Source organism: Rossellomorea sp. NPDC071047 (assembly GCF_050270195.1).
Classification (GTDB): Bacteria; Bacillota; Bacilli; order Bacillales; family Bacillaceae_B; genus Rossellomorea.
Map to the genome: position 1 here is coordinate 646,147 of NZ_JBNNJT010000001.1, position 23,854 is coordinate 670,000.

Sequence of the window (23,854 nt, forward strand, 5' to 3'; positions counted from 1 at the left end):
GACGAGGGGTTTTTTATATTGTTCAGGAGGAGGAAAAGGTCATGACTATTTTTATTGGTGGCGCTTGGCCATACGCAAATGGATCGTTACATTTAGGACACATCGCAGCCCTATTGCCAGGGGACATTATTGCACGATATTACCGTTTAAAAGGAGAAGATGTTCTCTACGTGTCAGGAAGTGACTGTAATGGGACCCCCATCGGTATTCGGGCCAGACAGGAAGGAACAAGTATTGAAGAGGTCGCGAATCGATATCACAACGAGTTCCTGGAGTGTTTTCGCGATTTAGGCTTTAGTTACGATGAGTATACAAGAACTGATCACTCACATCATCATAAGGAAGTTCAACACATTTTTACCACACTTTATCGGAAGGGCTTGTTATATGAAAAAGAAGTGGAGCAAGCATATTGTGAGCATGATCATCAATTTTTGCCGGATCGGTTTGTGGAAGGAGTCTGTCCCGTTTGTGGTTCGAGGGCAAGAGGTGATCAGTGTGATCAATGCTCGACGGTTTTAGACCCGACTGATTTAATGGATAAAACCTGCAAGCTCTGTGGACATGAACCGGTTCAGAGGACGACAAAACATTTATATTTCTCCCTTTCTAAATTGCAGGAACCTCTTCTACAATTACTGATGGATAACGGCACCGGGTGGAGAGATAATGCCCTTCAACTCACAAATCGATATTTAAAGGAAGGTTTGCATGACCGGCCGGTGACAAGGGATTTAGAGAATGGTGTGCAGGTCCCGATTCAAGGTTTTCAAGATAAGAAAATTTATGTATGGATAGAAGCAGTGAGTGGCTATTTGAGCGCTTCCAAAAAGTGGGCAAGGGAACATCAGCGGGAGTGGAAGGACTTTTGGCAGGAGGCAACCACGTCCTATTATGTCCATGGAAAAGATAATATCCCTTTTCATAGCATTATTTGGCCGGCCATTCTTATAGGAATTGGCGAAAGGAATCTTCCTGACTATATTGTTTCAAATGAATACTTGACGCTTGAGAAAAGGAAAATTTCAACGAGTGGGAATTGGGCTGTTTGGGTGAAGGATCTTGTCAACGACTACCATCCAGATACCATTCGGTATTTTCTTACCATCAATGCACCGGAAAAGAGAGATGCAGATTTCTCCTGGAGAGAATTCATATATAGTCATAACAGTGAACTGCTGGGAGCTCTGGGGAATTTGGTTCAACGCACGTTAAAGTTTTATGGGAAAGAATTTGGTCATAACCTTACGCTCTCTATTGTCCCTAATGTTGTTAAGGATAAAATAGAAGAAACATTTTATTCTGTAGGCAAATCGATTGAGGAAGGGAACACTCGACAGGGAATTGAAACAGCATTCGAATTCATTCGATGGTCGAATAAGCGTTTTGATGAGATGAAACCGTGGAATGTTTTAAAAGAGGATAGGGAGGAAGGAAAAAAGATACTAGAGGAATTCCTGTACCTATTATGTAATTTAAGGAATCTCATTCAACCGTTTTTACCCTTCACTTCTTCAAAACTGGCTGATCAACTGGGTCTGGCCGGACAACTAAGGTGGTTGCCGGTATCATTGCCGTTGAAGATCAGCATTGAAGCGACAACACCATTGTTTAACCGGATTGACCTTGATCAAATTGAGACAGAACGGAAACAATTAATAGAGAAAGCACAGTGAAACCAAAAGGAGTATGATATGAAGATTATAGTCGTGTCCGATACCCACATGCCTAAAAAAAGGAGAGGGCTTCCTGAAATTCTGAAGGAAGATCTCATGAGTAGTGATTTAATCATTCACGCCGGCGACTTTCAAACCCTTGATGTTTATCGAGAGTTTAGTGAGTACGGAGAATTGGTTGCCGTTGTAGGGAATGTGGATAATTCAGATCTTCAGGCGTTTCTTCCAAAAAAAAGAATCATTGTGAAAAAAGGACTGAAAATTGGTGTGGTGCACGGTGACGGGAAGGGGAAAACAACGGAAAAAAGAGCTCTGGAAGCGTTCGAATCTGATGAGGTAGATTTGATTGTCTTTGGTCACTCGCATATCCCATATTCCCGCTATATGAAAGGGAGACTGTTGTTTAATCCCGGATCTCCCACTGATAAACGTAAACTTCCTTACTTCTCCCATGGTGTTTTGACCATTGAAGACACGTGGAAAATAGAACATAAATTTTACCGTTAAAAAAGCACAGGGGTCTGAGCCTCTGTGCTTTACTCCTTAATATGGCTTAAATCTTATAAAGAAAACCGGTAGTAGTCCTGACTATAGAAGGTCTGGAATCCACTTGATTCATAAAGCTTAAGTGCATTCCTGTTCGTAGCAGCTACATCCAGGTAAATGTCGCTGGTCCACTCGGATTCCTTCATCACGACTTGAGACAGGGCATTTCTGCCGATGCCTTTTCCCTGATGGGAGGGATGGATAGCAAATCCATAAATAAAGCTTCGATTGTCCACTCGTTGGATTCTAATCTTTCCTACGGTTGCTCCATTATATACAATCATTAAGTTGCCTTCTCCTGATTCTTCAAGCAATCTCTTGGTATAGGATTCAGCATCAGACCTTACAACGTGAAAGCATTTTTCATCAAGGTCAATAATGGTTTCAATATCCTTTTCAGTAGTACTTCTTAAATGGACATCAGCCGCGTTTACAGATAAGCTTTTTTTATTCCACTTCATTTCATATTCAGTAAAATCATAAGTGGCATTTATTTTCTCAATAAATTCCTTCCCGGAAGCTGATGAGCCGGGAGAATTAAGTAAGAGTTTTCGAACAGTTCGTGACCTTAGTGACTGGACGGCTTCCTGGAATAGTTCTTGAAATAGTTGCTGTTTACGGTATTCCGGGTGAATCATCCCACATAATTCATAACTTTCACCGAAGCCGTACAAACCTAAAAATCCGATCAGTTGATCGTCTTTGTAAAGAAGAAAATCATCCAGGCTGTTTGTACGGTTTTTAAGCATATCCCAGTTCAGTTTTAAATGTATCTCTTCGTGTTTTTCGCAGACGATCTGCAGGCTTTTAATGTCTTGAAGCTGTTTTAAAGTAAGCATGTTTCATCTCCAATTAATCAAAATGTAAAGAAGTTACTTACTAAATTTTATGAAAATTCCTTCATCTAGACAAGAGGTTTAAAAAAAAGAGCCATGTATTTTAAAACATGGCTCCATCTTATTCTTTGTCTTGTATTCGTTGGATCACTTCATGCAGCTCATCAGGCTTTAAAAATTCAAGAGGTGAGAAGCCTTTTTCAAACATGACGGACTCGCTTTCGATCATCAGTACATATCGACCGTTTACTTTTGCCAGATGAATACTGTCCCCAAAGTCGGATAGAAGAGCTTTAACGGAGACATGATCAAGTTTCACCTTCAATTCGACTTCAGGTGACTGTTCGACGATTTGGGAGGTGGCTTCTACCACTTGTTCAGTTGTGAACCTCTCCTGAAGCTCACGCTTTGGACTGATTGCCCATTCTTCCACCGCTTCTTCAAATTCAGCACGTTCATCGCTCTCTTCAGCATAGGTTTCGGAGATATGTTCCTTCACCATCCCGTAAACTTGGGATTTCACGATTTCAGGCATAGACTTTTCATATTCGACCCATTTCAAGAAATCTTCAAAGTATCTCGCATGTGAAGCCTGGTGTATTTTGATTTCAGCTGAATCCATCATGCCTTCCTCGGGCATGTAGGGATATTGGATGGATTTCATGTTTTTCGTCGTAATCGCCATTTCGACATTGTGAATCAACGTCGCTTCATCAGTTATGGTGGCAACCTTTGGTTCAAAATCGCATTTCATGATGAACACAAATGGATCATCGAAGAATTTCGTCAGCTTTGCAGTCGCAACGAGGAATGCACCACCGCGGATAGCACTGGCTTCTAGATACATCTGCACGATTTGATCACAGGCTTCGCGAAAATCCTCTTTGTTTTCGGCATAACGTGTGCGGTGAAATAAATTATAATTTGGATTGGAAGTCAGTTCATGACCTGGTTCTACTACAAATCGTCCAATTTTTGTTGGGGCAGACTCTGACTTTGAATGTCGGTCAACTTTTCGCTTCACAATTTTGGTTAGTTCGCCATCTAAAAAGCTTTTTAATGGACTTTCTTCATATTCGGTTCCAGTTAAAGTCTGAAAATGTTTATGCCGTTTATCGGCTTCTTCGCCCTTGCCCTCTATCTGTATTAAGTAAAAGGAAAGGTTTTGAATAGTAAAATCCATGTTTTGTTCTCCTGACCTAAATAGATTCGTTCTATGTAATGATCTATACACTCATTGTTACAGTATAGAAAAGCTGAAAAGGTTCGTCAATTGGCTTATGAAAGTTCAGTCTGGTGAGATACTACTTGTTAAAGAATAAGTATAGGTGGTGTGATTGTGGGAAAAGAATCTTTTTTTTCATTGGTGAAGAAAGGAAACAAGTCATCGTTTTTCGCTATGGTCGGGAACGGTATTCTTGCGATTGCAAAAGGAATTGCCTACTTCATTAGTGGAAGTGGAGCAATGTTTGCCTCGGCGATGCATTCGTTAGCTGATGCAGTGAATCAAGGCTTTGTATTTATTGGAAGTGTTCTTTCAGAAAAACAACCGACGGAGAAGTTCCCGACAGGCTTTGGAAGAGTCATCAATCTTTTCTGCATGGTTGCGGTTATCGTTGTTTCCATCATGGCCTATGAAACCATACGGGAAGGGATTCATTTACTTAAACACCCCGCAGAGGTAAAGGGCATCTGGCTGAATGTGTCGGTATTATTACTGAATATCCTTATCGATGGTGCCATTCTCTATAAAGTAATGAAGGAAATCGGACAGGAAGCAAGAGCGGAAAGCACGGGTTTGGGAATTTTTTCAGGAGCGTTTAAAAACGTAAAGCGTGCTTCACCACCGACAAGGCTCGTTTTTTATGAGGATCTGGTCGCTGTTTCAGGGGCTATCTTAGCTATGATTGCTGTATTGGTGTCCTATTTCTCTGCCTATCAACTTTTGGATGGAATTGTCACCATTGTCATTGGATTCCTCATGGTTGGAGTCGCCTTCAGAGTCGGCTATGACAACATGGTCGGTTTGATAGGAGTGGCTGCTCCAAAGGAAGTCGAAGACCGAATCGCAAGTGCGATCTTTGAGCACGAAGCAGTGATTGATATCTTCAAACTGAGAATCACTCAGGAAGGTCGATACTATCATGTTGAATCGTACCTTGAACTGAGAAGAGGATTACCCCTTTCGGAAGCAGATGATATTAAATTCTCTGTTCAAGAAAAATTAATGAGTGATCCGGATATCGCAGACGTAACGTTGGGGATCATCGAGGATGATGGAATTCAGGAATGGAAAGGGAATAATCCGGAGACACATTAAGAAAACAAGCATCCTGCAGACAAGTTTAGCAGGATGTTTATTTGTTTCGGATTAGAGGCAATGAAATAAGGTATGGACAGATGATCTCCATTGGAAAAATAGTTCTTATAAGACTATTTCAGTACAAGATAGTGTTTTAGGTATATTGGGGGAATGGGGAAACGTATAGTTTGGTCTTGGTTCATGTTCATACTATAATAAAGAAAATCATAGAATAGATTATGTGAGGAGGGGGATAGAATGGATGTGAATGAGATACTGCAGCTATTCAAAGAAAGAACACCTAGAATACTTGGAAGTGAAACATTTTCTGAATATGCCATTCTACTTCCTTTAATTGAGGTTAACGGCCAAACCCATGTTTTATTTGAAGTTCGTTCCTTGAACATGAGAAGACAACCTGGGGAAATTTGTTTTCCTGGAGGGCGGATAGACCGAAGTGATTCAGATGAGAAAGCAGCAGCTATTCGTGAGACATCAGAAGAACTGGGAATTCATTCGGACACCATTACAGATGTGTATCCACTTGATTATATCGTATCTCCTTTTGGGACGATCATTTATCCATATGTAGGCAAGATAAATGTATCCTTAAAAGAATTAAAACCTAATCATGCTGAGGTGGAAGAAATCTTTACTACACCATTAGCCTATCTTCAGGAAAGAGAACCTGACTTGTATAACATCAAGTTCAAGATGGAGCCAGAAGAGAGCTTTCCTTTCAAACAAATCCCTGGTGGAGAAAATTACAACTGGCAAGCGAGAAATATGAAAGAACATTTTTATTACTATGAAGACAAAGTAATATGGGGGCTAACTGCCAGAATTCTTCATCACTTTGTAAAACTCCTTTCGTAGATAATCTTTTCAATAGGGTCTTTTCGTAACATTTGTTACTATTCATTGCAGTCACTTCCACGAGATCAACTATTATTAAACATGATTTTAAATATAAACGAAATCTTTTAAAAAAGAAATTCTACAATTACCTATATGTATAGACATTCATTTTCAAATAATACTTTTTTCGATAGGGCAACATGTCGGAGAGAGTATTTTTGTTTGTAAATATGTAGCAAATTGAAGTGTTTGTAATCGTCAAGATGGAGGTAAAGAGAAGTAAGCAAAAGAAAATGAATAAAGGAGAGGGGAAAAAACTATGATTATTCGTGCTAAATGCTGGAGAATGTTAAGTGTACAGGAAAAATTGTTTATCCTTAAAGCAGTATGTAATAAGCACCTCAAAAAGTGAAGAATAGCAGCTTTCTTTATGCTTCGTAGAAAAACTTTCAATTACCTCATGTTCATAAGATCTTAGTCGAAAGATAAAACGGAGTTTCCTATGTCGTTCATCTAAGAATCCTTTGCTACTCTATTGGTAATGGTTAATCTATCGATATCTTAATAATCATCCGGTTGTTTATTGGATGTTATCGATTGGTGGTAAGATCAAAGCGGAATAATGTAGAATCAAAAAAGCAATATCGGAAATCGGTACGCACTCTGTGTACTATAGCCAAGAGTAAACATGGCTACTTTGATCCATCCACCAAGTGATTTTTCGTATTGTCCTTAAATGATAAATAATATGGCTAAGTCCTTTCACCACCGACCTTCGATTTACTCAAAAAATACACACCAAAATCAATCATTCCTCTGACTTACCTCTCAATATTAAATCTTTCATAGAACCCCCTATCATCATATTTCACCTAGTATGCATGAAAAATCAGGACAAAAGGTGTCGGGAACAATTGTTTCTGGCACTTTTCATTTAACATTTGGTAAAATAATATAGCACATACATATAAGGGGGACACATGAGTGAAAGGATCAAAAGTAGTAATCATTGCCGGAATACTTATGGCCGTTCTATTAAGCGCATGTAACCGGAATGCTGCTGAAATGGTCGTGAGTGGTGGAGTAACAATAAATGAAAAGGCCAATACAATTACATTCAGTGGGGTGGTCACAGACAAAGCACTTGAACCCGATACTCCGTTTCAAACCCGTTTCTTCCTGCAGGGAACCACGATTAAAAACGCCCTGGGAATGGATCTGATTTATACAGATGAGGAGTTAAAGAGCCGTAAACAGGGAGAATCACCACAAGAGTTTGAGGTAAAGAAAACTGTAGACATAAAAAATACGGAAGAGATTGACAAGTTGATAAGTGAAATAAAGAACAAAGACAAAGAAACCGTCACAATTGAACTCGTTAATGATAACGGACGAATTGATGATCGAGTTCTTCATAATGTAACAAAGGAGTAGGGATGCATCCCTACTCCTTTGTCTGTCCTCATTACCTGGTATTGGTGGGCCTTTTTAAGGCATACAAATCATCTTCGAGAAGGAGCATCTTATCCATTAATACATCTTTAGAATCCATCACTCCCTGATTATATAGATATGGACCAATCTCTTTCATAAAGAAATCAAACCAATTTTCAGCACCTAAATCCCCAATTTCGTCACCGGTCTGTTCATAATAGAACGTTTGTATCCGTTCAATCATCGTGTTTTTCTGTTCTTTTGGTATCTTTGTAAACATGATAAGTTTTCCTCCCATTGACTTTCTTCCATCGTAACATAAGCGGATCGGTTGCGGGTATAAACCCCAGCCAGCTTTTACACGTGACGTCATGGGATATCTTCATTACATGGAAGGAAGGCCAATAGTGAGAGACTAGTTTAGCGGAAAGAAATCTAGTCCATCATATAAAATTGTATAATTGTGGCAAACTAAATCCTGACAGGCTAAGTCCCTGTACTTCAAATATTTAAAAGGAGAATGCGAATGTGGCAGGAGTTTAAAAAGTTTGCCGTGAAAGGAAATGTCATAGATCTTGCAGTGGCGGTCATTATAGGAGCTGCTTTTGGTAAAATCGTCAAATCCCTGGTCGATGATATCATTATGCCCCTTTTAGGTATATTGCTTGGTGGCATCAGCTTTACGAACTTAAAAGTTACGGTAGGAGACGCTGTCATTACATATGGAGTATTCCTGCAAAACGTAGTGGATTTCTTCCTCATAGCCCTCGTCATATTCTTTATTATTCGCTTATATAAGAAAATGGAACGGAAAGAAGAGATCAAAGCGGAAGTGAAGGTCGATCAGACGGAAGAACTGCTTAAGGAGATACGCGATTTATTAAAAGACCGCCAATACAGCCCAAAATAATTGAATAACCGACAAAAAAACAAGGAGTTTTCCCTTTATTTATCCAATATATAGTAAGAGAAGAATAAGAGGGGGAGAAACAATGGAAATCAACTCAATATATTTAATTAAAGAAAAGAATGGGGTTAAGAAAGACTTTTCTTTACTCCTTTCAATGATGGACTATACACGGTTCACTTCTATCAGGGAAGTTGAGAACTTACCGGTGGAACTGCTTGACTACCGATGTCACGATGAAGCAAATTCAATCGGAATGCTTCTTGCCCATTTTGATGCAGTTGAAAAGATTTATCAGGTCCTGACTTTCGAAAAATTAAGTGATGATGAAATCGAGGAATACGCAATGACATTGGAACCTGCCTTAAGTTTAGGCAGTAAGGCAGCCGAATTGATTAAAGGAAATGAAGTCGAATTTTACCTTGAGAACCTGCAGATGACCAGGAACAAAACGGTGGAGCAGTTTAAACAACTGGATGAGGATTGGCTCTATGAAGAAACGGACTGGTGGTATGGAGAAAAAGGAAATAACTTCTTTAAATGGTTTCATGTATTCGAAGATGAAATCAATCATAGGGGGCAAATACGTATGATCAAAAAACTCTATGCAAAAGAACACAATATTTCAAAGGTGGACTAAATCTTTGTTCGTATTTTACAAAAAGACCCATTCATATTCTTGAGTTTTGCATGAGATTCTGCTATAGTAAAGATAGTTATTTTTGTTCGGTTAATATGCATGATTGAAGAATATTCGTCTTGAATCTTAATCAGAGCAGGAATATAAATATTTTTATGTGCAACTGCACTAGGAGGTACTTGTTTTATGTTACAAGGTAAAGTTAAATGGTTTAACGCTGAAAAAGGTTTCGGTTTCATCGAAGTTGAAGGCCAAGACGATGTTTTTGTTCACTTCTCTGCTATTCAAGGTGAAGGATACAAATCATTAGAAGAAGGTCAAGACGTTACATTTGAAATTGTTGAAGGTGCTCGTGGACCACAAGCAGCTAACGTTCAAAAGTAATTTAATCGTAAAACTCCAAACAGAGTACGTCGGCTGACGTACTCTGTTTTTTTGCGTCTATCTACATAGAGGAGATCCTTTTCTCTATCAGTAGACCTACCTACTGTTCTTTCCTAAATAATTCTGTTACTGTACAATTAAACAATACTTATTTACTGGAGTGCTGAATTTTGTGGAAAAACGCTAAGAAATTTTTTATTTTTATTGGAGTTTTCATTGGAAGTAACATCATGCTCAGTCTAATTGCTGGTGTGATTTTAACAAACTTGTATCATAATGATGGATATAAAGGTTCTCCCGTTATTGGTACCTTAATCAATGTCATCGCCGCAGTACTTGCGGTTTTGGTTGCGTACAAACCGTTAAAAAAGAAAGGTCGGGTTTAACCTGGCAGGGGAAGGAAATCGATGTGAGATCTCTCAACCCTTCATATAATGGATTAATCTAATTTATGTATATGTGCACACTTCATGCCATCAAGAATAAGCTAATCACACTAACCTCTCCGGAACAATCCTGGGAGGTTTTTCTATTTAAAATATGTTTGAGGAGCATGTTCATCATTATATGGATCTACCCAACAAAGGTTCATTAAGTGAGGCAGGCTTAATAGAAAGAGACCAGTCAGTTGACTAGTCTCTTGTTAAGTATTCAATTGTGTCACTATGTTTTTATTTATTTTGTTGGTTTTGTTGATTTTGCTGATTTTGTTGTTTAGCAGCTTTTCTAGCTCTTTCAGCAGCGTTTTGCTCTTGAGCAAATTCTGCTTCATTTTTTTGTTGTTGTGGCTTGTTGTTGTTGTTATTAGTCATGTTTATCACCTCCGTCTACTATAATTTGCCCCGAAATGAAAAAAAGATACATGAAAAATCAATTTAGTAAATGTGAATAATAAATATGCAAATAAAGAGTAAGGGACGGACCTTGAAAAGGTCCGTCCCTCACTTTCCAGTTACTTACTAGTTTAGCTCTTGAAAAAGGGGGGTATTAATAAGTTCGTGCCTTTATTTTTTTACATACTTATTTCTACATGTTAGAGCTTCATCAACGATTTAAGGGGGAAGTCATTTGAAAAATTTCACACCAATGTTTTGGATTGCGATTACTATCGGCATCATTTTTGTGGCTTGGGGGGTTATTTTTCCTCAGGCATTAATCGATATCATGTCCAATACTCAAGGAGTTCTTCTGGACAAGTTTGGCTGGTTTTATCAATTTTCAGCTTCATTCTTTTTCCTCATCGCCATCTTCTTCGCATTTAGTAAATATGGGAAGATTCGATTAGGAAAGGACACTGATAGACCCGAATATTCCACATTGACATGGTTTGCCATGCTCTTTAGTGCAGGAATGGGAATCGGACTTCTATTCTATGGGGTCTCGGAACCTGTTTCTCATTACTCCACTCCACCATATGGAGAAGGCGGGACCATTGAATCAGCTAAAATAGGATTACGTTATACATATCTTCATTGGGGATTCCATGCCTGGGCCATTTATGCGGTCGTAGCATTGGCCCTTGCCTATTATAAATTCAGGAAGGATATGCCAGGACTGATGAGTGCCACGTTATATCCTGTCATTGGAGATAGAGTGAAAGGTCCCATAGGGTATATTGTTGATATTGTCGCTGTGTTTGCCACGATTTTCGGGGTGGCGATTTCACTTGGGATTGGTGCACAACAAATTAACAGTGGACTTAATTACCTGATGGGAACCCCGATTGACTTTAAAGTTCAGCTTATGATCATGGGAGTTGCAACGGTTCTATTTATTACTTCTGCTGCATCTGGTTTATCAAAAGGAATTAAATATTTGAGCAATGCCAATATGGTATTGGCAGTCTTGCTATTCATTGTCTTTCTCATCGCAGGTCCTACACAATTTGTGCTGGAATTGTTTTTGACCACTTTTGGGAGCTATGTTCAGAACCTTCCTAGTATGGGATTACGCTTTTCACCATTTAACGTGGAAAATAATCAGTGGGTAAAGGATTGGACGATATTTTATTGGGCATGGTGGATCTCATGGACACCGTTTGTGGGAACTTTTATTGCGAGGGTATCGAAAGGAAGGACTGTTCGTGAGTTTATCATTGCCGTCATCATTGTGCCAACAATCGTATGTGCTCTTTGGTTTGGAGTATTCGGTGGAACAGGATTGTATTTCGACTTTGTTCAAGGTGTAGATGTAGCGGGTCAAAGTTTGGAGACGGCACTATTTTATGTATATGATCAAATGCCTCTAAGTGGGGTGCTGTCGATTATTTCCCTCATCTTGATTATCACGTTCTTTGTGACCTCGGCTGACTCGGCAACATTTGTACTGGGGATGCAAACGTCCAATGGAAGCTTGAACCCTCCATTCTTCGTGAAGTTCAGCTGGGGAATCGTACTAGCTGCCATTGCAGCAATCTTGATGGGCACTGGGGGAATCAGCGGTTTACAAGCTGCCACCATCATCACAGCATTACCATTAGGTATCATCTTATTTGTCATGACATATGGATTAATTCTTTCATTCCAAAAAGAAATGAAATTAAAAAAAAATAAAACCTCTGGTGCTGGTAAGTGATTTTATTAACTGAAGAACTAATAAAGTAAGTGATCAACTCTCTATTTCGTATAGAGGGTTTTTCTATTGTTTTTTCTTCTTGAATTGTAAAATAATGTACGCCATAGTCACAGATTTTGATAGGATTAAGATACTTATTGGGAATTTAGAATAGAGGGAGAGTGTTGATTCAATGAAACAGATTATCGCAATGGGTGGGGGCGGATTTTCCATGGAGCCTGAGAACTTGCTCTTAGATCAATATATAATAAATCAGGCCGGGGAATCTAAGCCAAAGGTTTGCTTTTTACCTACAGCCAGTGGAGATGCTGAGGGTTATATAGAGCGATTTTACAATTCCTTTCTCTCGCTTCAGTGTACGCCTTCCCATTTATCACTATTCAAATTGCCTACCAAAGATTTAGAGGGGTTCCTTCTTGAAAAGGATATTATCTATGTGGGTGGCGGCAATACAAAAAGTATGCTTGCCCTATGGAGAGAGTGGGAGGTCGATTCTATCATCAAGAAAGCTTGGGAATCAGGGACGATTCTTGCAGGTTTGAGCGCAGGTTCGATCTGTTGGTTTGAAGAAGGAATTACTGATTCGTATGGTGAAGAATTAGAAACGATTAAAGGGTTGGGATTCTTAAAAGGAAGCCACTCCCCTCATTATGACGGCGAAGAAGATAGGCGTACCCAATTCCATTCATTCATCCGTAAAGGGATACTTCAAGCAGGCTATGGGGTGGATGATGGTGCTGCTTTACATTTTATTGATGAAAGTCTTTATAAAGTAGTGAGTTCAAGAGTTCATGCTTTGGCCTATAGGGTCGAGAAGAGAGATGGCGATATGCACGAAACGGTTTTATCGACAGAATTTCTAAAAAAGGGGTATAAAGATAGAACCTGAATCAGCATACTTTTAAATTGGTTGACATAGGGATAGTGATGAGTCTTTTTCTAAGGAGGAGAACATCATGGCTGAAGATAAACGAAATACTCCAAGTGACTTTGTAAAGAACACGTCAAAGCAAGCCAGCGGGCTAGTGAATAAAACGGCAGACACAGCTAACGAAATAATCAAAAGTGTAAGATTTAAAGGCGGACTTGTAGGGAAAGTGTCAGATACATCGGCAGATTTTGTGAAAAATGTAAGCAATACAGGGAACAAAATGGTCGGGAAAACAGTAGACACCGCAAGCAAGGCAGTCAAAGGTGCATCAAATAAGTTATTTAAAAAGAAATAAGGATACAAGAGGAGCAATCTCCTATGGAGGGATGGCTCCTTTTCTTATTCACCTCAAATATGATGATGATGCTATGATAAAATAGGGATGAAAAACTAGAGATCAAAAATGGAGGGTGAAAATGATTGATATTCGTTTTATTTCAGCTACCGATACATATGCCATTAGACAACAAATCTTAAGGCCGACGCAATCGATAGAGGAGTGTCAATATGAAGGAGATTTAAACGAGAGTTCCTTTCACATTGGCGTTTTTGAAGAAGAGGTGCTAATCAGTATTGGTTCCTTTTATCAGGAGGCACAACCGGGTTTGAATGGATATCTGCCTTACCGATTAAGGGGAATGGCTACTCTTAAGGATTACAGGGGAAATGGGATTGGAAAGCAGCTCATCGTATACGGCGAAAAGGTCCTAAAAGATAAAGGGTGTGAAATGTGGTGGTGCAATGCCAGAATTTCGGCTGGGGCATATTATGAGAAATTGGGATTAATACAGTTGGGGGATGTATTTGAAATAGAACCAATCGGGCCGCATGTGATTATGTATAAACAAATATGATTGTCGGGATCGAGTCAATGATATCTGCTCCTTAACCTTCTTTCGGTTCAACTTCCACGTTTTTGTCACGTCAGAAATAAACAACCGGGCAAGCCCGGTTGTCTCTCCACTATCATTCTTGAATCGCAGATCTTCTCAGTTTAATGAACTTCACTAAATTTAACACAATGGTTTTTGTTACCGCGTAAAAAGGAACGGCTAGGATCATTCCAAGAATACCTGCCAGGTTTCCTGCCACCAGCAATAATATGATAATCGTAGCTGGGTGAGTATCCAGACGCTTTCCTAATATCAGGGGTGAAAGGAGGTTCCCTTCTATTTGTTGTGCAATCGTGACAACCACGATGACGAGAATGGCTTTCGTCGGTGAATCAAACAGTGCCACGATGATGGCAGGTGCAGCACCGATAAAAGGACCGATAAAAGGAATGATATTCGTTACCGCTCCTATTAATGCCATCACCAATGCGTAGGGAAGTCCAATGATTAAATACCCTATAAAAGTCAAGGTCCCCACAAAGGAAGCTACCGTCAATTGTCCCTGTATGTATGCGGCTAGTGTGTCACTCGTATCCTTTAAAGTGTTGATCCCTTCTTCCCGGTAGGCAGGAGGAAGAAATTTTGAAATGGCCTTAGGAAATTTATGACCGTCTTTAAACATAAAGAATAATAGAAAAGGGACGGTGACAATCAGTATCGTAATACTGGTCAGAACACTTACTAATCCTTTAAGAGCAGTTGTGATATTATCAGGTAAAGTATTGGCAAAGTCCATTAGCTGTTTTTCTACATCTTTAAGTGACACATAATCTTGACTCATCATCCATTTGAATTGTTGAGTCTCAGATAAGTATTCGATAAAATTCCTCGTTTGTCTTGCATACTCCGGAAGTTCATTGAACAACCCTGTTATCTGCTTTGAGAGAATAGGCGCGATATTCCCTATAATTAACACCATTACACCAATAATTGCAGCATAAAGCACGATGATGGCAATGGTTCTCGGCAATCTTGCTTTTTCCAGGAGATTGACTAAAGGGTTTAATAAAAAATACAAAAATCCTGAAATGATGATCGGGAAAAATAATGTTGAAGCGAATACGACTATCGGTTCAAATAAAAATGAAATCTTTGTTGAAACATAAATAATGGTAAGAATAATGAGAACCTGAAGGCTCCATGAGTACATTTTTTTCTTGGTCAAGCTATTCACCTCTATCTATCGACTTGTTTGTGTGATTAAGTATATCAAATACTGAAAGGAAAACCCTACTAATATATATAGGATAAGGAGAATATTTTGTGAGAAAAACCATTCTGGATGAGCTTAATATTATCGAAAGAGAAGAGAGAGTAAGGATTCTGTATGCCGTTGAAGCCGGAAGTCGGGCATGGGGCTATCATACAGATGAGAGCGATTATGATGTGCGGTTTATATATATACGGGAGGTAGCGGTATACTTAGATCTTCAAGAAACCAAGGAGGGGATTGAAAAGTCTACACATTATTCCATTGAATTCAGCGGATGGGACCTTAGTAAAGCACTCAAACTTCTTCGTAAATCAAATCCGTCCCTAGTGGAATGGTTAACAAATGAAAACATATATAGGGAGCACTCAGCTATAGAGAAAATCAGAGAGCTCCGAGACATGACTTTTTCTCCCGCCCGCTGTTTAAAACATTACAATAGCATGGTTAAAAGCAATATGGAAAGGTATTTGAAAGAAGATATCAAAGATTTGAAGAAATGGATGATGATTATCAGGCCGTGGCTTGCTTGTAAATGGATTGAAGAGTTTCAAACGTTTCCTCCAAATGGGATGAACGAAATGATTTACCACATTAATATAAATGAAGAAATAAAGGACACCATTTCATCTATGATTCGAGCAAGAGTTAATGGAAAGGAGGTTCCTAACCCCATTGTTAGGAATTTTGAAGACTACATAAGTAATGACGTACTAATAATGAACGGGACTCTGGAGAATCTACACATGGATGATTCTTTTCAATGGGGACATATAAACGAAACATTCATCACTATTTTAGAAGATGTATGGGGGATGCATTTTTACGGAAAGGAACGTTAACATGAGTCTCGGGGATGCATAATAGCACCTCCTTTGGGAAACATAGAAAAAAAGATTCTTACTGAAGGTGCTAATATGAGTTCGTTTAATAAAAGGAATAGAAGAATACCCAAGCAGCTGCTTTCAGAAAAAGAAGAAGTAGTTCCCGAATTTCTCACTTTAGAAGAGAAAGTTTCTTATTTTCGTAACGGTTTATTTAATACTGATGATTTAATAATAAGAGAATTAACCTTTAATAGTAAAATAATGACCATTATGTTTATTGATTCGGTCATTGATAATAGGAGCTTACAGACGTATATTATAAAACCTATATTAGAAAAAGGCTCAGGCGAAATACGTGATGTCGTTAGTAGTAATAGTATTAAAGAAACCTTGTATTTAGACGAGGCACTCAGCGCAATGGTGGATGGACACTGCCTATTAATTACGGAAGACAGTGAAATCCTGACCTTTATCAGTATGCCTAAAATTCTTACTAATCGTTTTGAACCAATAAATGAAAAGGTGATTAGAGGATCACATCAAGGGTTCAGTGAAAATATTACAGAAAATGTGCATTTAATAAGAGAGAGAATTTCCAGTAAGAAATTGACAGTGAAATACTCAAGTGTAGGAGAAACAACAAGAACAAAGTACGCTTTAGTTTATTTATCTCATTTGACAAATCCTGAATTGCTGAAAACGATTGAAGACCGGATCAATTATGTCCAAGTAGATGCGATTCAGTCACCTGGATACTTTGAAGAATTTTTAGAAGATAATTCGTTTTCTCCCTTTCCCCAGTTTTTGAATACGGAAAGACCAGATCGTGTAGCCGGAAATCTAATGGAAGGCAGGATTGCTCTAGTAATGGAAGGAAGTCCTACCGTTTTACTTCTGCCTGTGAATTTTTTCTCTTTCTTTCAAACGGCAGAGGATTATAATAATCGGGCATTTATCGGTTCATTTGTACGATTCATTAGATTAATCAGTTTTATTGCAACACTTTGCTTACCCGCATTTTATATAGCTGTCATTTCTTATAATTATGAAATCATTCCGGTAGAAATAATATTTTCGATCAAAAGCTCACTGGAGTATGTTCCTTTTCCGCCATTGATTGAAGCAGCCATTATGCAATTGACCTTGGAGTTACTTCGTGAAGCTGCGATACGATTACCGAATCCTATCGCTCAAACCATTGGGGTTGTGGGAGGACTTGTTATCGGGACGGCTGTTGTGGAAGCAAATCTGGTTTCCAATACAATGGTTATCGTAGTTGCGATTACAGCTATATCTTCCTTCGTTATTCCATCTAACGAGATGAGTACTTCCGTCAGGATACTAGGATTTCCGTTAATGGTTTTTGCTGCTTTATTTGGGGTTCTCGGAATAGTAATAGGTTTGATGTTGTTGTTGATACATATGTCGACTCTTAAATCATTGGGCCAATATTATTTATACCCTGTTGCACCTTTGGATATCAAGTCACTAAAAGACACCTTTATTCGTGTGCCTATGTGGATGATGAAAGAAAGGCCAAAGGATTTGAAACCACAGTATAAGTGGAAAACGACGGATCCACGAGGATGGAAAAAAAATGAAGAATCAGAGTAATCTCACTTCCATTCAATTGATGTTATTCATTATTCAAACACAAATTGGAGTCGGGGTTCTTGGGCTTCCTTTTAACGTATTTTCCGTTTCGAAAGGTGATGCGTGGATTTCAGTATTACTGGCTGGTATTGTTGTTCAATCATTTATAACAATTTTTTGGGTATTAGGAAGAAGATTTCCCTCTAAATCTCTTTTCCAGTATTCAATACAATTAGTAGGTAAAGCAGGGGGTACATTCATAAATGTATCCTATGTCTTTTATGGACTACTTGTAACCAGCCTTATATTGATGTACTCAACTGCTATCATTAAAACGTGGGTGCTTACTCTAACACCAAAATGGATTATCATGCTTCTCTTAATGGGAACAGCAATCTACTTAGGGAAGGAACTTTTATCCGACATTTGCAATGTTTATGTTGTGGTCTCGGGACTGATTTTCTTTCTGATTATGATATCTATCGTTGTGTTGTTCATGTACCCTGTGGATTGGAGATATTTGCTCCCAATTGGACAATCCGGCGGGGTCAATATTTTGAAAGGGGTAAAAGAAGCTTATTTTTCAATGCTTGGCTTTGAATTACTATTATTTCTCTTTCCTTATTTCCAGCATAATGGGGTACGGTCCGTCTTATTCTCAGCTACAATGGCCAATCTCTTTGTGACATTGATGTATGCATTTCTCACCATTGTAAGTCTAATAACGTTCAGTCCTGAAGAGTTAGTCATCATCCCTCAGCCGGTTCTATATTATGTGAAATCCCTGTATTTGCAAATTGTTGAAAGAGTTGATTTGGTATTTGTTTCACTTTGGGTGGTCAGTGTAATAACTTCGTTAACCAGCTACCTTTTCTTATCGACGGAGGGAAGTACCCATATCTTTAAGCGAATCAAACGTCCTGTCATTACGATATTTTTTGGCAGTTTATCTTTCATCATAGCCTTAGTTCCCAATAAAGCATCACAAATGGATCTGTACAACAAATGGGTGCTTAATATATCCTATCTCTTTGTACTTGTGATTCCATTTATATTATTGGGAGTCTCTTTTATTTTCAAGAAGAAGGAAAGAGGGAAACGTGTATGAGGAAAAAGTACATTTTAGGATTGGTTCTACTTTTCATCAACCTTTCTTTGGCGGGGTGTTGGGATCAACGTTTACTTAAAAACGGAAGGCTTGTTTTTTCTTCTTCCTTTGATATGGTGGATGAAGATACCATTAAAGCGACTGCCATCATTCGTGACTTTAAGGATAGAACCCCTACCAATGTTATGGTACAGGGTGAAGGGAAAACGATTCGCGAGACAAGGATGAGTATGGATAGAAAGATTTCCGGAGTCTTTGAACCCTCAAAAAACCGGGTGTTCTTATTGGGGGAAGAATTAGCCAAGAAAGACATTTATAAATTTTTAGATATTTTCTACCGCGATCCCAATAGCTCTATTTCTGCGAAATTGGCCGTGGTGGAAGGAAGCGGGGAAGAAATTCTATCTAAATTGAATGAGAAAAATGTTTTGATATCTGAGTTTCTGATTGAAATACTTACAAGTGCGGAAGGCTCTACAGGTATACCTAAACAAAATTTACAGACGGTTTGTACAGTAATGTTTGATGAAGGAAAGGATTTTGCGCTTCCACTCATTAAAATGAAAGATGGTGAAGTTGAACTAGATGGAACAGCAATTTTCCACAAGAATTCACTAACGGGGACTTTATCCTTTGAAGAATCAACTTTATATCTGCTTATGGACAATCAAAGAGCAAAGCGAACTCGGTTCGTTACAAAAATTGACAACGATAAAAAAATGAACATTGACAATTATATTACGTACAATGTTGCTAAATCTAAATCAAAACTTACAATTGTCTCAGACACACCAGACAATATTCAGATAGGTATCGACACGAAAATGGATGTTTCAATCGTAGAGTACCCTCAGGACAAATTAACCGACATAAATAAAGTTAAATACCTAAACAAAGAAATCTCAAAGCAATTAACAGAAGATGCCCAAAAAATGATAGAAAAAATTCAACTCGCCAACTCTGATTTATTTGGAATTGGCAGAGAATTGATTGCTTATCATCCGAAAACATGGGAAAAAATAAATTGGACAGAAACATACCCCACCATTACCATTGTACCGACTATAAAAGTGGATATCGTGGGTCAAGGGATTATTAATTAATATGTATTTTTAAGATTTATCAAAATGTCCAGCCTTTAGTATACTATGGCTGGACATTTTTATTACAGTCATGAAACAATCTTTAAGCCAATAATGCTCCCTATAATGCAGCTAATAAAAAACAATCTCTTCAAATCCTTCGTTTCCCTGAAAAAGATCATCCCGATGATGACAGCCCCGGCAGAACCGATCCCGGTCCAGATCCCATATCCCGTGCTCACTGGAATGTCTAGGAGAGAAAGAGATAATAAATAAAAGCTCAAAGCTCCTGCTGCAAAGCTTACGATGGAAGGGGCAAGCTTCTTGTATCCTTCAGAAAGCTTCATGAACGTTACCATCACAACTTCAGAAAGCCCGGCAAAAATGAGAAATATCCACGCCATTAATATGACCTCCCTGTATCTTTCTCCTCTTTATCACTCATTTTGAGGCCGATCACTCCAAAAATGAGCAGTGAAATAAATGCAACTTTCAAAATGCTAATCCCATCATTTAGAAATACCATTCCTACAACAGCAGTGCCGGCTGCTCCAATACCGGTGAAGACGGCATACGCGGTTCCGATTGGCAATAATTTCATGGAATTAGAAAAGAAATAAAAACTGATTATGATGAGAACGGCAGTGACAATACTTGGGAGAGGTTTTGTAAACCCCTCTGAAAGGGATAATCCAGTAGCCCAGCCAATCTCCAAAATGCCACCAATAATAACGTATATCCAACCCATGATGCTACTCTCCTTTACGACTTGATATACCTAATTCGTAAACCTTCCAAGCCGATTCAATTCGTTGTCTGAAAATTTCTTCAGTGTAATAGTGATGTTCTAAAAAGACACCATCAACTAAACATAAAAAGGAGGCAATAAATTCATCCTCCTCGATGTCACTGAATAGTTTTTGTTTTTGACCTACTTGATAAATCGATACCAAAATTGCTGTTGTCACCTGTTCAAAATGAATGAATTGTTTTTGAATAAGATCTTTAAACGCTTCTGGAGGAAAGAATGTCACTCTCTTCCATAGCAGAGCTTCTTTTGTTGTCATTAATCTGTGACAAAATAAGTCAAAGAGCATTCGTATATTCCTTAGTGGTTCATTAAGATTCATTTTTTTCTCTGCATTCTTATAGGCGGTCACTTCAGACACACTTAAATCATCAATCACTTCCATGAATAAATCCTCTTTGTTTCTGAAATGGTTGTAAATGGAAGGCTTTTTAATACCTACCGATTTTGCAATTTCCGCTAATGAGGTATCCTCGTAACCTTTTTGGCCAAATAAATCCAGTGCGACCTCTTTAATGAGTTGTTTGTTGTCCTTCTTCATGATTATTCACCTTCTTTATTAACTAACTAACGGTCGTTAGTTTTATTGTAAATCCATTTTAGGGTTTTTGCAAGAGGGGAAAAATTTTCCGATATTTAAAATAATTGAATGTATTTCAGATTTCATACATATAATCATTTGTTGATTTTATATGGAAGGAAAGGGATAAACACGATGGGATTACGGGCTAAATTTGTGATACTTATTATGTTACTCATTCTTCTGGTGGGGCTCTTTATTCTGAAGCTGGTGATTATCAGTCATGAGGATTGGGTAATGATTGAGGAAAAGTACTTTCCGGCGAATGATAAAAAAGGTGCGGAAGGAATTAAATCTGGTGAGGTTATAGATGAAGACAGCAGAAATCCGTCATGCTCGATGAAATTTGATAACGGCCACACCTATAAGTTGGATTGTGATCAATATTTAGATTATAAAATAGGAGAGAGGGTCAAAATAGTTTCAGTTGAAAATAATTACGTGAAGATAAGAAGGAAGTAAATAATACTAGGTACAATATCTTCGCATGTTAAAATAACAAGTATTAAATGATAAAAAGGGCTGATTAGACGAATGAATAAGCGTGATCTCGTTCAATATTTTATTGTTAATAAGGAACTTAATATGTCAAAAGGGAAAACGGCAGCGCAAGTGGCACATGCTGCTACTCTTAGTACGCTGACGATGATGTCATCTGATTCACCTTTTCAAGATCGACAAGCAGACTTTGTAGAATGGGTGCAGACTGGAATGAAAAAAATTGTTTTAAAGGGAAAAACCGGTGAGCTGGAGAAATTAGAGGGTGATGGATATTTCAGTATTCATGATAGCGGATTGACTGAAATTAAAGAGGGATCTTTAACAGTAGTGGCACTTCCGCCAATGGAGAAGTTTGAAGCAAAAGAGATTGTCGGGCACTTAACACTATTAAAAAACTAGAGAGGAAGAAGGAGGTATTTCATTGTTTTCTAAAGTGGATACGGTCCATATGTGTGTAAAAGATTTAAAAAAGTCTATTCAATGGTATTTAGAGGTGTTGGAGTTTGAGCGCGTTTATGATTCGGGAGAGTATGTTGTATTTCAAATAGGTCAAGGAGACTCTACTTTAACGGTTCAAGAAGGTGAGGTCCGTCCCTCATCCGTCAAGCCGATTCTCTTTTCTGATGCGCTGGAAGAGACCCGGTTAAAGCTTGTGGAAAAGGACGTAAAAGTTGGGGAGATAAAAGAGGATGGAGAGGTTACATATTTTGAGTTCTGGGATATAGATGGAAATTGTTTTGAGGCTTGTCAGTATATAGCGGACTAATCCGATCTGTGCTTCATTATGTCAGCAGATTCAGTGAGGAGATTGATCAATGGGTTACATAGAAGAATTAAGAGAAATTGTTGGAACGCGCCCTCTTATATTAGTCGGATCGGTCGTCATTATTTTCAATGAGAGAGAGGAAGTGCTTCTGCAGCAAAGGAGATTTCCGAATGGCTCATGGGGACTGCCTGGGGGATTAATGGAATTGGGAGAGTCAACGGAAGAGACGGCGAGAAGAGAAGTGAAGGAAGAGACGAATCTTACATTAGGTAAGTTGAATTTGTTAAACGTTTATTCTGGTGCGGATCAATACATTAAAGCTGAAAATGGAGATGAGTTTTACGTAGTCACCACAGCCTACTTTACAAATGATTACATTGGAGAAATGGAAGCAGAACACTCTGAATCCATTCAACTAAAGTTTTGTAATCCAGAAGAATTACCTGATAGTATTGTGGGAAGCCACCAGCGTATGCTGAATGATTATAAACAACATTTATACATAGCCATGGGTAAGCAGCGTTGATAAAAGAAAAACATGTCACACGAGAGGGATGGTCCCGTATAAAAAGACACGTCTTCCCGTGAAATTTTACAGGGTAACTCAGCCACTCTTTGTACACTATAGGTTGGGGTTAGATTACAAAAAAGCTGATCAGACAAGGTTCTGATCAGCTTTTAAAGTGATTGTTTCTATAGAGAGAAGCGATTATTTTAAAGTATCTAAATACGCATAATATGCGGCTAGTTTTTCGTTGTTGTTTGCAGCCCGACCGTTCCCTTTTAATGATTTACCTATCGCGAAATATTCTTTATGAACAGGTAGAACGTGAACGGTAACAGCTGGACGCCCTCTATGCCTATAATCCTGAGGAACGTGAAGCATGGAAAATCGTTTCATTGAAATGCCTCCTTTAAGGAGAAAGCTATTCTACCCATTTATTATTTAAGTAGAATCAATAGTCGTTTAACCTTAACATAGTGAATTATATGATTCAAATTTCAGATTATTCCATACAATTCATCTCGAATTAATATTTTTTAAAGTACCCCCATGATTGGGATCCTTCTTTCGTATTCTTTGATAGGAATGCAAAAGGTCTTTAGCCATGCAGAGAAGACACACAACTTGGGAGGTATTTAAAAGTATGAACATTGATGATGTACTAGAAGATACCGTAGAACTTGGACAAGAGGATATAAATCGCCCAATCTATCGCATTGATATTGATAAACTTCTGGATATGACAAGTGATATGTAAGAGGAACATTTCTATAAATGAGAAAAGGCAAGCCTTAATACAGGCTTGCCTTTTCTTTATGGGAGCATAAAGATAAGATTGCTTATGCTTGTCGGGGCTGACCAGCCGCCTGAGCTTTTGGGTCATCCAGCTCCGG

At 38.5% G+C, this 23,854-nt stretch carries 30 protein-coding genes; 21 read left to right on the forward strand and 9 right to left on the reverse strand.

The window, feature by feature from the left end:
- Window positions 1-17 precede the first annotated feature (17 nt).
- Together metG and ACQKFO_RS03370 are read left to right on the forward strand one after the other, a co-directional pair.
- Window positions 18-1,676 carry a methionine--tRNA ligase gene (gene metG / locus ACQKFO_RS03365; protein WP_427597780.1) on the forward strand — a complete coding sequence of 553 codons (1,659 nt, stop codon included), beginning with the start codon at window positions 18-20 and terminating at the stop codon, window positions 1,674-1,676.
- A gap of 18 nt (window positions 1,677-1,694) precedes the next feature.
- Window positions 1,695-2,183 carry a metallophosphoesterase family protein gene (locus ACQKFO_RS03370; RefSeq protein ID WP_427596880.1) on the forward strand — a complete coding sequence of 163 codons (489 nt, stop codon included), beginning with the start codon at window positions 1,695-1,697 and terminating at the stop codon, window positions 2,181-2,183.
- A 53-nt stretch (window positions 2,184-2,236) separates the two neighbouring features.
- Here the strand turns inward: ACQKFO_RS03370 and ACQKFO_RS03375 are convergent, their stop codons facing one another.
- Entirely contained in the window at window positions 2,237-3,061 is an 825-nt protein-coding gene (locus ACQKFO_RS03375) for a GNAT family N-acetyltransferase (protein WP_427596881.1), read from the reverse strand.
- A 118-nt stretch (window positions 3,062-3,179) separates the two neighbouring features.
- Entirely contained in the window at window positions 3,180-4,241 is a 1,062-nt protein-coding gene (locus tag ACQKFO_RS03380; RefSeq protein ID WP_427596882.1) for a DUF3900 domain-containing protein, read from the reverse strand.
- A 156-nt stretch (window positions 4,242-4,397) separates the two neighbouring features.
- Here ACQKFO_RS03380 and ACQKFO_RS03385 point away from each other — a divergent pair, with 156 nt between their 5' ends.
- The 3 genes from ACQKFO_RS03385 to ACQKFO_RS03395 all read left to right on the forward strand — a co-directional run bounded on the left by ACQKFO_RS03385 (window position 4,398) and on the right by ACQKFO_RS03395 (window position 7,652).
- Window positions 4,398-5,378 carry a cation diffusion facilitator family transporter gene (locus tag ACQKFO_RS03385; RefSeq protein WP_427596883.1) on the forward strand — a complete coding sequence of 327 codons (981 nt, stop codon included), beginning with the start codon at window positions 4,398-4,400 and terminating at the stop codon, window positions 5,376-5,378.
- Window positions 5,379-5,618: 240 nt separating this feature from the next.
- On the forward strand, window positions 5,619-6,236 hold the full coding sequence (locus ACQKFO_RS03390) for an NUDIX hydrolase (protein WP_427596884.1): 618 nt from the start codon (window positions 5,619-5,621) through the stop codon (window positions 6,234-6,236).
- Window positions 6,237-7,202: 966 nt separating this feature from the next.
- Window positions 7,203-7,652 carry a hypothetical protein gene (locus ACQKFO_RS03395; protein WP_427596885.1) on the forward strand — a complete coding sequence of 150 codons (450 nt, stop codon included), beginning with the start codon at window positions 7,203-7,205 and terminating at the stop codon, window positions 7,650-7,652.
- A gap of 31 nt (window positions 7,653-7,683) precedes the next feature.
- On the opposite strand, the gene ACQKFO_RS03400 is transcribed toward ACQKFO_RS03395, so the two are convergent.
- A complete protein-coding gene (locus ACQKFO_RS03400; protein WP_427596886.1) occupies window positions 7,684-7,932 on the reverse strand; it encodes a DUF2164 domain-containing protein in 249 nt (82 codons plus the stop codon).
- Between the two features lie 246 nt (window positions 7,933-8,178).
- Here ACQKFO_RS03400 and mscL point away from each other — a divergent pair, with 246 nt between their 5' ends.
- From mscL to ACQKFO_RS03420, 4 genes are all read left to right on the forward strand, one after another.
- Entirely contained in the window at window positions 8,179-8,562 is a 384-nt protein-coding gene (mscL, locus tag ACQKFO_RS03405; protein ID WP_427596887.1) for a large conductance mechanosensitive channel protein MscL, read from the forward strand.
- An 82-nt stretch (window positions 8,563-8,644) separates the two neighbouring features.
- Entirely contained in the window at window positions 8,645-9,199 is a 555-nt protein-coding gene (locus tag ACQKFO_RS03410) for a DinB family protein (protein ID WP_427596888.1), read from the forward strand.
- Between the two features lie 186 nt (window positions 9,200-9,385).
- On the forward strand, window positions 9,386-9,583 hold the full coding sequence (gene cspD, locus ACQKFO_RS03415; protein ID WP_032088076.1) for a cold-shock protein CspD: 198 nt from the start codon (window positions 9,386-9,388) through the stop codon (window positions 9,581-9,583).
- 230 nt (window positions 9,584-9,813) lie between these two features.
- Window positions 9,814-9,969 carry a hypothetical protein gene (locus ACQKFO_RS03420; protein ID WP_427596889.1) on the forward strand — a complete coding sequence of 52 codons (156 nt, stop codon included), beginning with the start codon at window positions 9,814-9,816 and terminating at the stop codon, window positions 9,967-9,969.
- Between the two features lie 285 nt (window positions 9,970-10,254).
- On the opposite strand, the gene ACQKFO_RS03425 is transcribed toward ACQKFO_RS03420, so the two are convergent.
- Entirely contained in the window at window positions 10,255-10,395 is a 141-nt protein-coding gene (locus tag ACQKFO_RS03425; RefSeq protein ID WP_187443445.1) for a hypothetical protein, read from the reverse strand.
- 256 nt (window positions 10,396-10,651) lie between these two features.
- On the opposite strand from ACQKFO_RS03425, the gene ACQKFO_RS03430 reads away from it, so the two are divergent.
- The 4 genes from ACQKFO_RS03430 to ACQKFO_RS03445 all read left to right on the forward strand — a co-directional run bounded on the left by ACQKFO_RS03430 (window position 10,652) and on the right by ACQKFO_RS03445 (window position 13,942).
- Window positions 10,652-12,157, forward strand: coding sequence for a glycine betaine uptake BCCT transporter (locus tag ACQKFO_RS03430; RefSeq protein WP_427596891.1), 1,506 nt, complete (start codon window positions 10,652-10,654; stop codon window positions 12,155-12,157).
- Between the two features lie 172 nt (window positions 12,158-12,329).
- Window positions 12,330-13,046: a Type 1 glutamine amidotransferase-like domain-containing protein gene (locus ACQKFO_RS03435; RefSeq protein WP_427596893.1), complete on the forward strand. Its 717-nt coding sequence runs from the start codon at window positions 12,330-12,332 to the stop codon at window positions 13,044-13,046.
- Between the two features lie 67 nt (window positions 13,047-13,113).
- Window positions 13,114-13,383, forward strand: coding sequence for a hypothetical protein (locus ACQKFO_RS03440; protein WP_427596894.1), 270 nt, complete (start codon window positions 13,114-13,116; stop codon window positions 13,381-13,383).
- Between the two features lie 121 nt (window positions 13,384-13,504).
- Window positions 13,505-13,942 carry a GNAT family N-acetyltransferase gene (locus ACQKFO_RS03445; RefSeq protein WP_427596895.1) on the forward strand — a complete coding sequence of 146 codons (438 nt, stop codon included), beginning with the start codon at window positions 13,505-13,507 and terminating at the stop codon, window positions 13,940-13,942.
- 112 nt (window positions 13,943-14,054) lie between these two features.
- On the opposite strand, the gene ACQKFO_RS03450 is transcribed toward ACQKFO_RS03445, so the two are convergent.
- A complete protein-coding gene (locus ACQKFO_RS03450) occupies window positions 14,055-15,146 on the reverse strand; it encodes an AI-2E family transporter (RefSeq protein WP_324744118.1) in 1,092 nt (363 codons plus the stop codon).
- 98 nt (window positions 15,147-15,244) lie between these two features.
- Here ACQKFO_RS03450 and ACQKFO_RS03455 point away from each other — a divergent pair, with 98 nt between their 5' ends.
- The 4 genes from ACQKFO_RS03455 to ACQKFO_RS03470 are packed head-to-tail and all read left to right on the forward strand — an operon-like array spanning window position 15,245 to window position 19,822.
- Complete coding sequence (locus ACQKFO_RS03455; RefSeq protein WP_427596896.1) at window positions 15,245-16,033, forward strand: nucleotidyltransferase domain-containing protein; 789 nt, start codon at window positions 15,245-15,247, stop codon at window positions 16,031-16,033.
- A gap of 33 nt (window positions 16,034-16,066) precedes the next feature.
- Window positions 16,067-17,632, forward strand: coding sequence for a spore germination protein (locus ACQKFO_RS03460; protein WP_427596897.1), 1,566 nt, complete (start codon window positions 16,067-16,069; stop codon window positions 17,630-17,632).
- The gene (locus ACQKFO_RS03465; RefSeq protein ID WP_427596898.1) at window positions 17,616-18,719 is read left to right on the forward strand and encodes a GerAB/ArcD/ProY family transporter; all 1,104 of its coding nucleotides are present in this window, start codon (window positions 17,616-17,618) and stop codon (window positions 18,717-18,719) included. Before ACQKFO_RS03460 ends, ACQKFO_RS03465 begins: the two co-directional genes overlap by 17 nt.
- Window positions 18,716-19,822: a Ger(x)C family spore germination protein gene (locus ACQKFO_RS03470; protein ID WP_427596900.1), complete on the forward strand. Its 1,107-nt coding sequence runs from the start codon at window positions 18,716-18,718 to the stop codon at window positions 19,820-19,822. The genes ACQKFO_RS03465 and ACQKFO_RS03470 overlap by 4 nt, the downstream gene beginning before the upstream one ends.
- A gap of 68 nt (window positions 19,823-19,890) precedes the next feature.
- On the opposite strand, the gene ACQKFO_RS03475 is transcribed toward ACQKFO_RS03470, so the two are convergent.
- The 3 genes from ACQKFO_RS03475 to ACQKFO_RS03485 are packed head-to-tail and all read right to left on the reverse strand — an operon-like array spanning window position 19,891 to window position 21,150.
- Window positions 19,891-20,205, reverse strand: coding sequence for a DMT family transporter (locus ACQKFO_RS03475; protein WP_427596901.1), 315 nt, complete (start codon window positions 20,203-20,205; stop codon window positions 19,891-19,893).
- On the reverse strand, window positions 20,205-20,549 hold the full coding sequence (locus ACQKFO_RS03480; protein ID WP_427596902.1) for a DMT family transporter: 345 nt from the start codon (window positions 20,547-20,549) through the stop codon (window positions 20,205-20,207). The genes ACQKFO_RS03475 and ACQKFO_RS03480 overlap by 1 nt, the downstream gene beginning before the upstream one ends.
- Before the next feature lie 4 nt (window positions 20,550-20,553).
- Complete coding sequence (locus tag ACQKFO_RS03485; protein ID WP_427596903.1) at window positions 20,554-21,150, reverse strand: TetR/AcrR family transcriptional regulator; 597 nt, start codon at window positions 21,148-21,150, stop codon at window positions 20,554-20,556.
- Window positions 21,151-21,426: 276 nt separating this feature from the next.
- On the opposite strand from ACQKFO_RS03485, the gene ACQKFO_RS03490 reads away from it, so the two are divergent.
- The 4 genes from ACQKFO_RS03490 (at window position 21,427) to ACQKFO_RS03505 (ending at window position 22,982) form a co-directional block, all read left to right on the forward strand.
- On the forward strand, window positions 21,427-21,651 hold the full coding sequence (locus ACQKFO_RS03490; RefSeq protein ID WP_427596904.1) for a hypothetical protein: 225 nt from the start codon (window positions 21,427-21,429) through the stop codon (window positions 21,649-21,651).
- Between the two features lie 72 nt (window positions 21,652-21,723).
- Window positions 21,724-22,089 carry an aminoacyl-tRNA hydrolase gene (locus tag ACQKFO_RS03495; RefSeq protein WP_315633777.1) on the forward strand — a complete coding sequence of 122 codons (366 nt, stop codon included), beginning with the start codon at window positions 21,724-21,726 and terminating at the stop codon, window positions 22,087-22,089.
- A gap of 22 nt (window positions 22,090-22,111) precedes the next feature.
- Window positions 22,112-22,456, forward strand: a complete 345-nt coding sequence (locus tag ACQKFO_RS03500) for a VOC family protein (protein WP_427596905.1) — start codon at window positions 22,112-22,114, stop codon at window positions 22,454-22,456.
- A 49-nt stretch (window positions 22,457-22,505) separates the two neighbouring features.
- Window positions 22,506-22,982 (forward strand): NUDIX hydrolase, encoded by a 477-nt coding sequence (locus ACQKFO_RS03505; protein ID WP_427596906.1) that lies wholly within the window; start codon window positions 22,506-22,508, stop codon window positions 22,980-22,982.
- Between the two features lie 183 nt (window positions 22,983-23,165).
- On the opposite strand, the gene ACQKFO_RS03510 is transcribed toward ACQKFO_RS03505, so the two are convergent.
- Window positions 23,166-23,357 (reverse strand): hypothetical protein, encoded by a 192-nt coding sequence (locus ACQKFO_RS03510; protein WP_324744107.1) that lies wholly within the window; start codon window positions 23,355-23,357, stop codon window positions 23,166-23,168.
- Window positions 23,358-23,854: the final 497 nt, after the last annotated feature.

What these genes read in the sequence shown, in the direction of transcription:
- ACQKFO_RS03370 (WP_427596880.1), top strand. Translation starts at nt 1,695, where the DNA reads ATGAAGATTATAGTCGTGTCCGATACCCACATGCCTAAAAAAAGGAGA.
- ACQKFO_RS03375 (WP_427596881.1), bottom strand. Translation starts at nt 3,061, where the DNA reads ATGCTTACTTTAAAACAGCTTCAAGACATTAAAAGCCTGCAGATCGTC.
- ACQKFO_RS03380 (WP_427596882.1), bottom strand. Translation starts at nt 4,241, where the DNA reads ATGGATTTTACTATTCAAAACCTTTCCTTTTACTTAATACAGATAGAG.
- ACQKFO_RS03390 (WP_427596884.1), top strand. Translation starts at nt 5,619, where the DNA reads ATGGATGTGAATGAGATACTGCAGCTATTCAAAGAAAGAACACCTAGA.
- ACQKFO_RS03400 (WP_427596886.1), bottom strand. Translation starts at nt 7,932, where the DNA reads ATGTTTACAAAGATACCAAAAGAACAGAAAAACACGATGATTGAACGG.
- mscL (WP_427596887.1), top strand. Translation starts at nt 8,179, where the DNA reads ATGTGGCAGGAGTTTAAAAAGTTTGCCGTGAAAGGAAATGTCATAGAT.
- ACQKFO_RS03410 (WP_427596888.1), top strand. Translation starts at nt 8,645, where the DNA reads ATGGAAATCAACTCAATATATTTAATTAAAGAAAAGAATGGGGTTAAG.
- cspD (WP_032088076.1), top strand. Translation starts at nt 9,386, where the DNA reads ATGTTACAAGGTAAAGTTAAATGGTTTAACGCTGAAAAAGGTTTCGGT.
- ACQKFO_RS03420 (WP_427596889.1), top strand. Translation starts at nt 9,814, where the DNA reads ATGCTCAGTCTAATTGCTGGTGTGATTTTAACAAACTTGTATCATAAT.
- ACQKFO_RS03425 (WP_187443445.1), bottom strand. Translation starts at nt 10,395, where the DNA reads ATGACTAATAACAACAACAACAAGCCACAACAACAAAAAAATGAAGCA.
- ACQKFO_RS03435 (WP_427596893.1), top strand. Translation starts at nt 12,330, where the DNA reads ATGAAACAGATTATCGCAATGGGTGGGGGCGGATTTTCCATGGAGCCT.
- ACQKFO_RS03440 (WP_427596894.1), top strand. Translation starts at nt 13,114, where the DNA reads ATGGCTGAAGATAAACGAAATACTCCAAGTGACTTTGTAAAGAACACG.
- ACQKFO_RS03445 (WP_427596895.1), top strand. Translation starts at nt 13,505, where the DNA reads ATGATTGATATTCGTTTTATTTCAGCTACCGATACATATGCCATTAGA.
- ACQKFO_RS03465 (WP_427596898.1), top strand. Translation starts at nt 17,616, where the DNA reads ATGAAGAATCAGAGTAATCTCACTTCCATTCAATTGATGTTATTCATT.
- ACQKFO_RS03470 (WP_427596900.1), top strand. Translation starts at nt 18,716, where the DNA reads ATGAGGAAAAAGTACATTTTAGGATTGGTTCTACTTTTCATCAACCTT.
- ACQKFO_RS03475 (WP_427596901.1), bottom strand. Translation starts at nt 20,205, where the DNA reads ATGGCGTGGATATTTCTCATTTTTGCCGGGCTTTCTGAAGTTGTGATG.
- ACQKFO_RS03480 (WP_427596902.1), bottom strand. Translation starts at nt 20,549, where the DNA reads ATGGGTTGGATATACGTTATTATTGGTGGCATTTTGGAGATTGGCTGG.
- ACQKFO_RS03485 (WP_427596903.1), bottom strand. Translation starts at nt 21,150, where the DNA reads ATGAAGAAGGACAACAAACAACTCATTAAAGAGGTCGCACTGGATTTA.
- ACQKFO_RS03490 (WP_427596904.1), top strand. Translation starts at nt 21,427, where the DNA reads ATGATTGAGGAAAAGTACTTTCCGGCGAATGATAAAAAAGGTGCGGAA.
- ACQKFO_RS03495 (WP_315633777.1), top strand. Translation starts at nt 21,724, where the DNA reads ATGAATAAGCGTGATCTCGTTCAATATTTTATTGTTAATAAGGAACTT.
- ACQKFO_RS03505 (WP_427596906.1), top strand. Translation starts at nt 22,506, where the DNA reads ATGGGTTACATAGAAGAATTAAGAGAAATTGTTGGAACGCGCCCTCTT.
- ACQKFO_RS03510 (WP_324744107.1), bottom strand. Translation starts at nt 23,357, where the DNA reads ATGAAACGATTTTCCATGCTTCACGTTCCTCAGGATTATAGGCATAGA.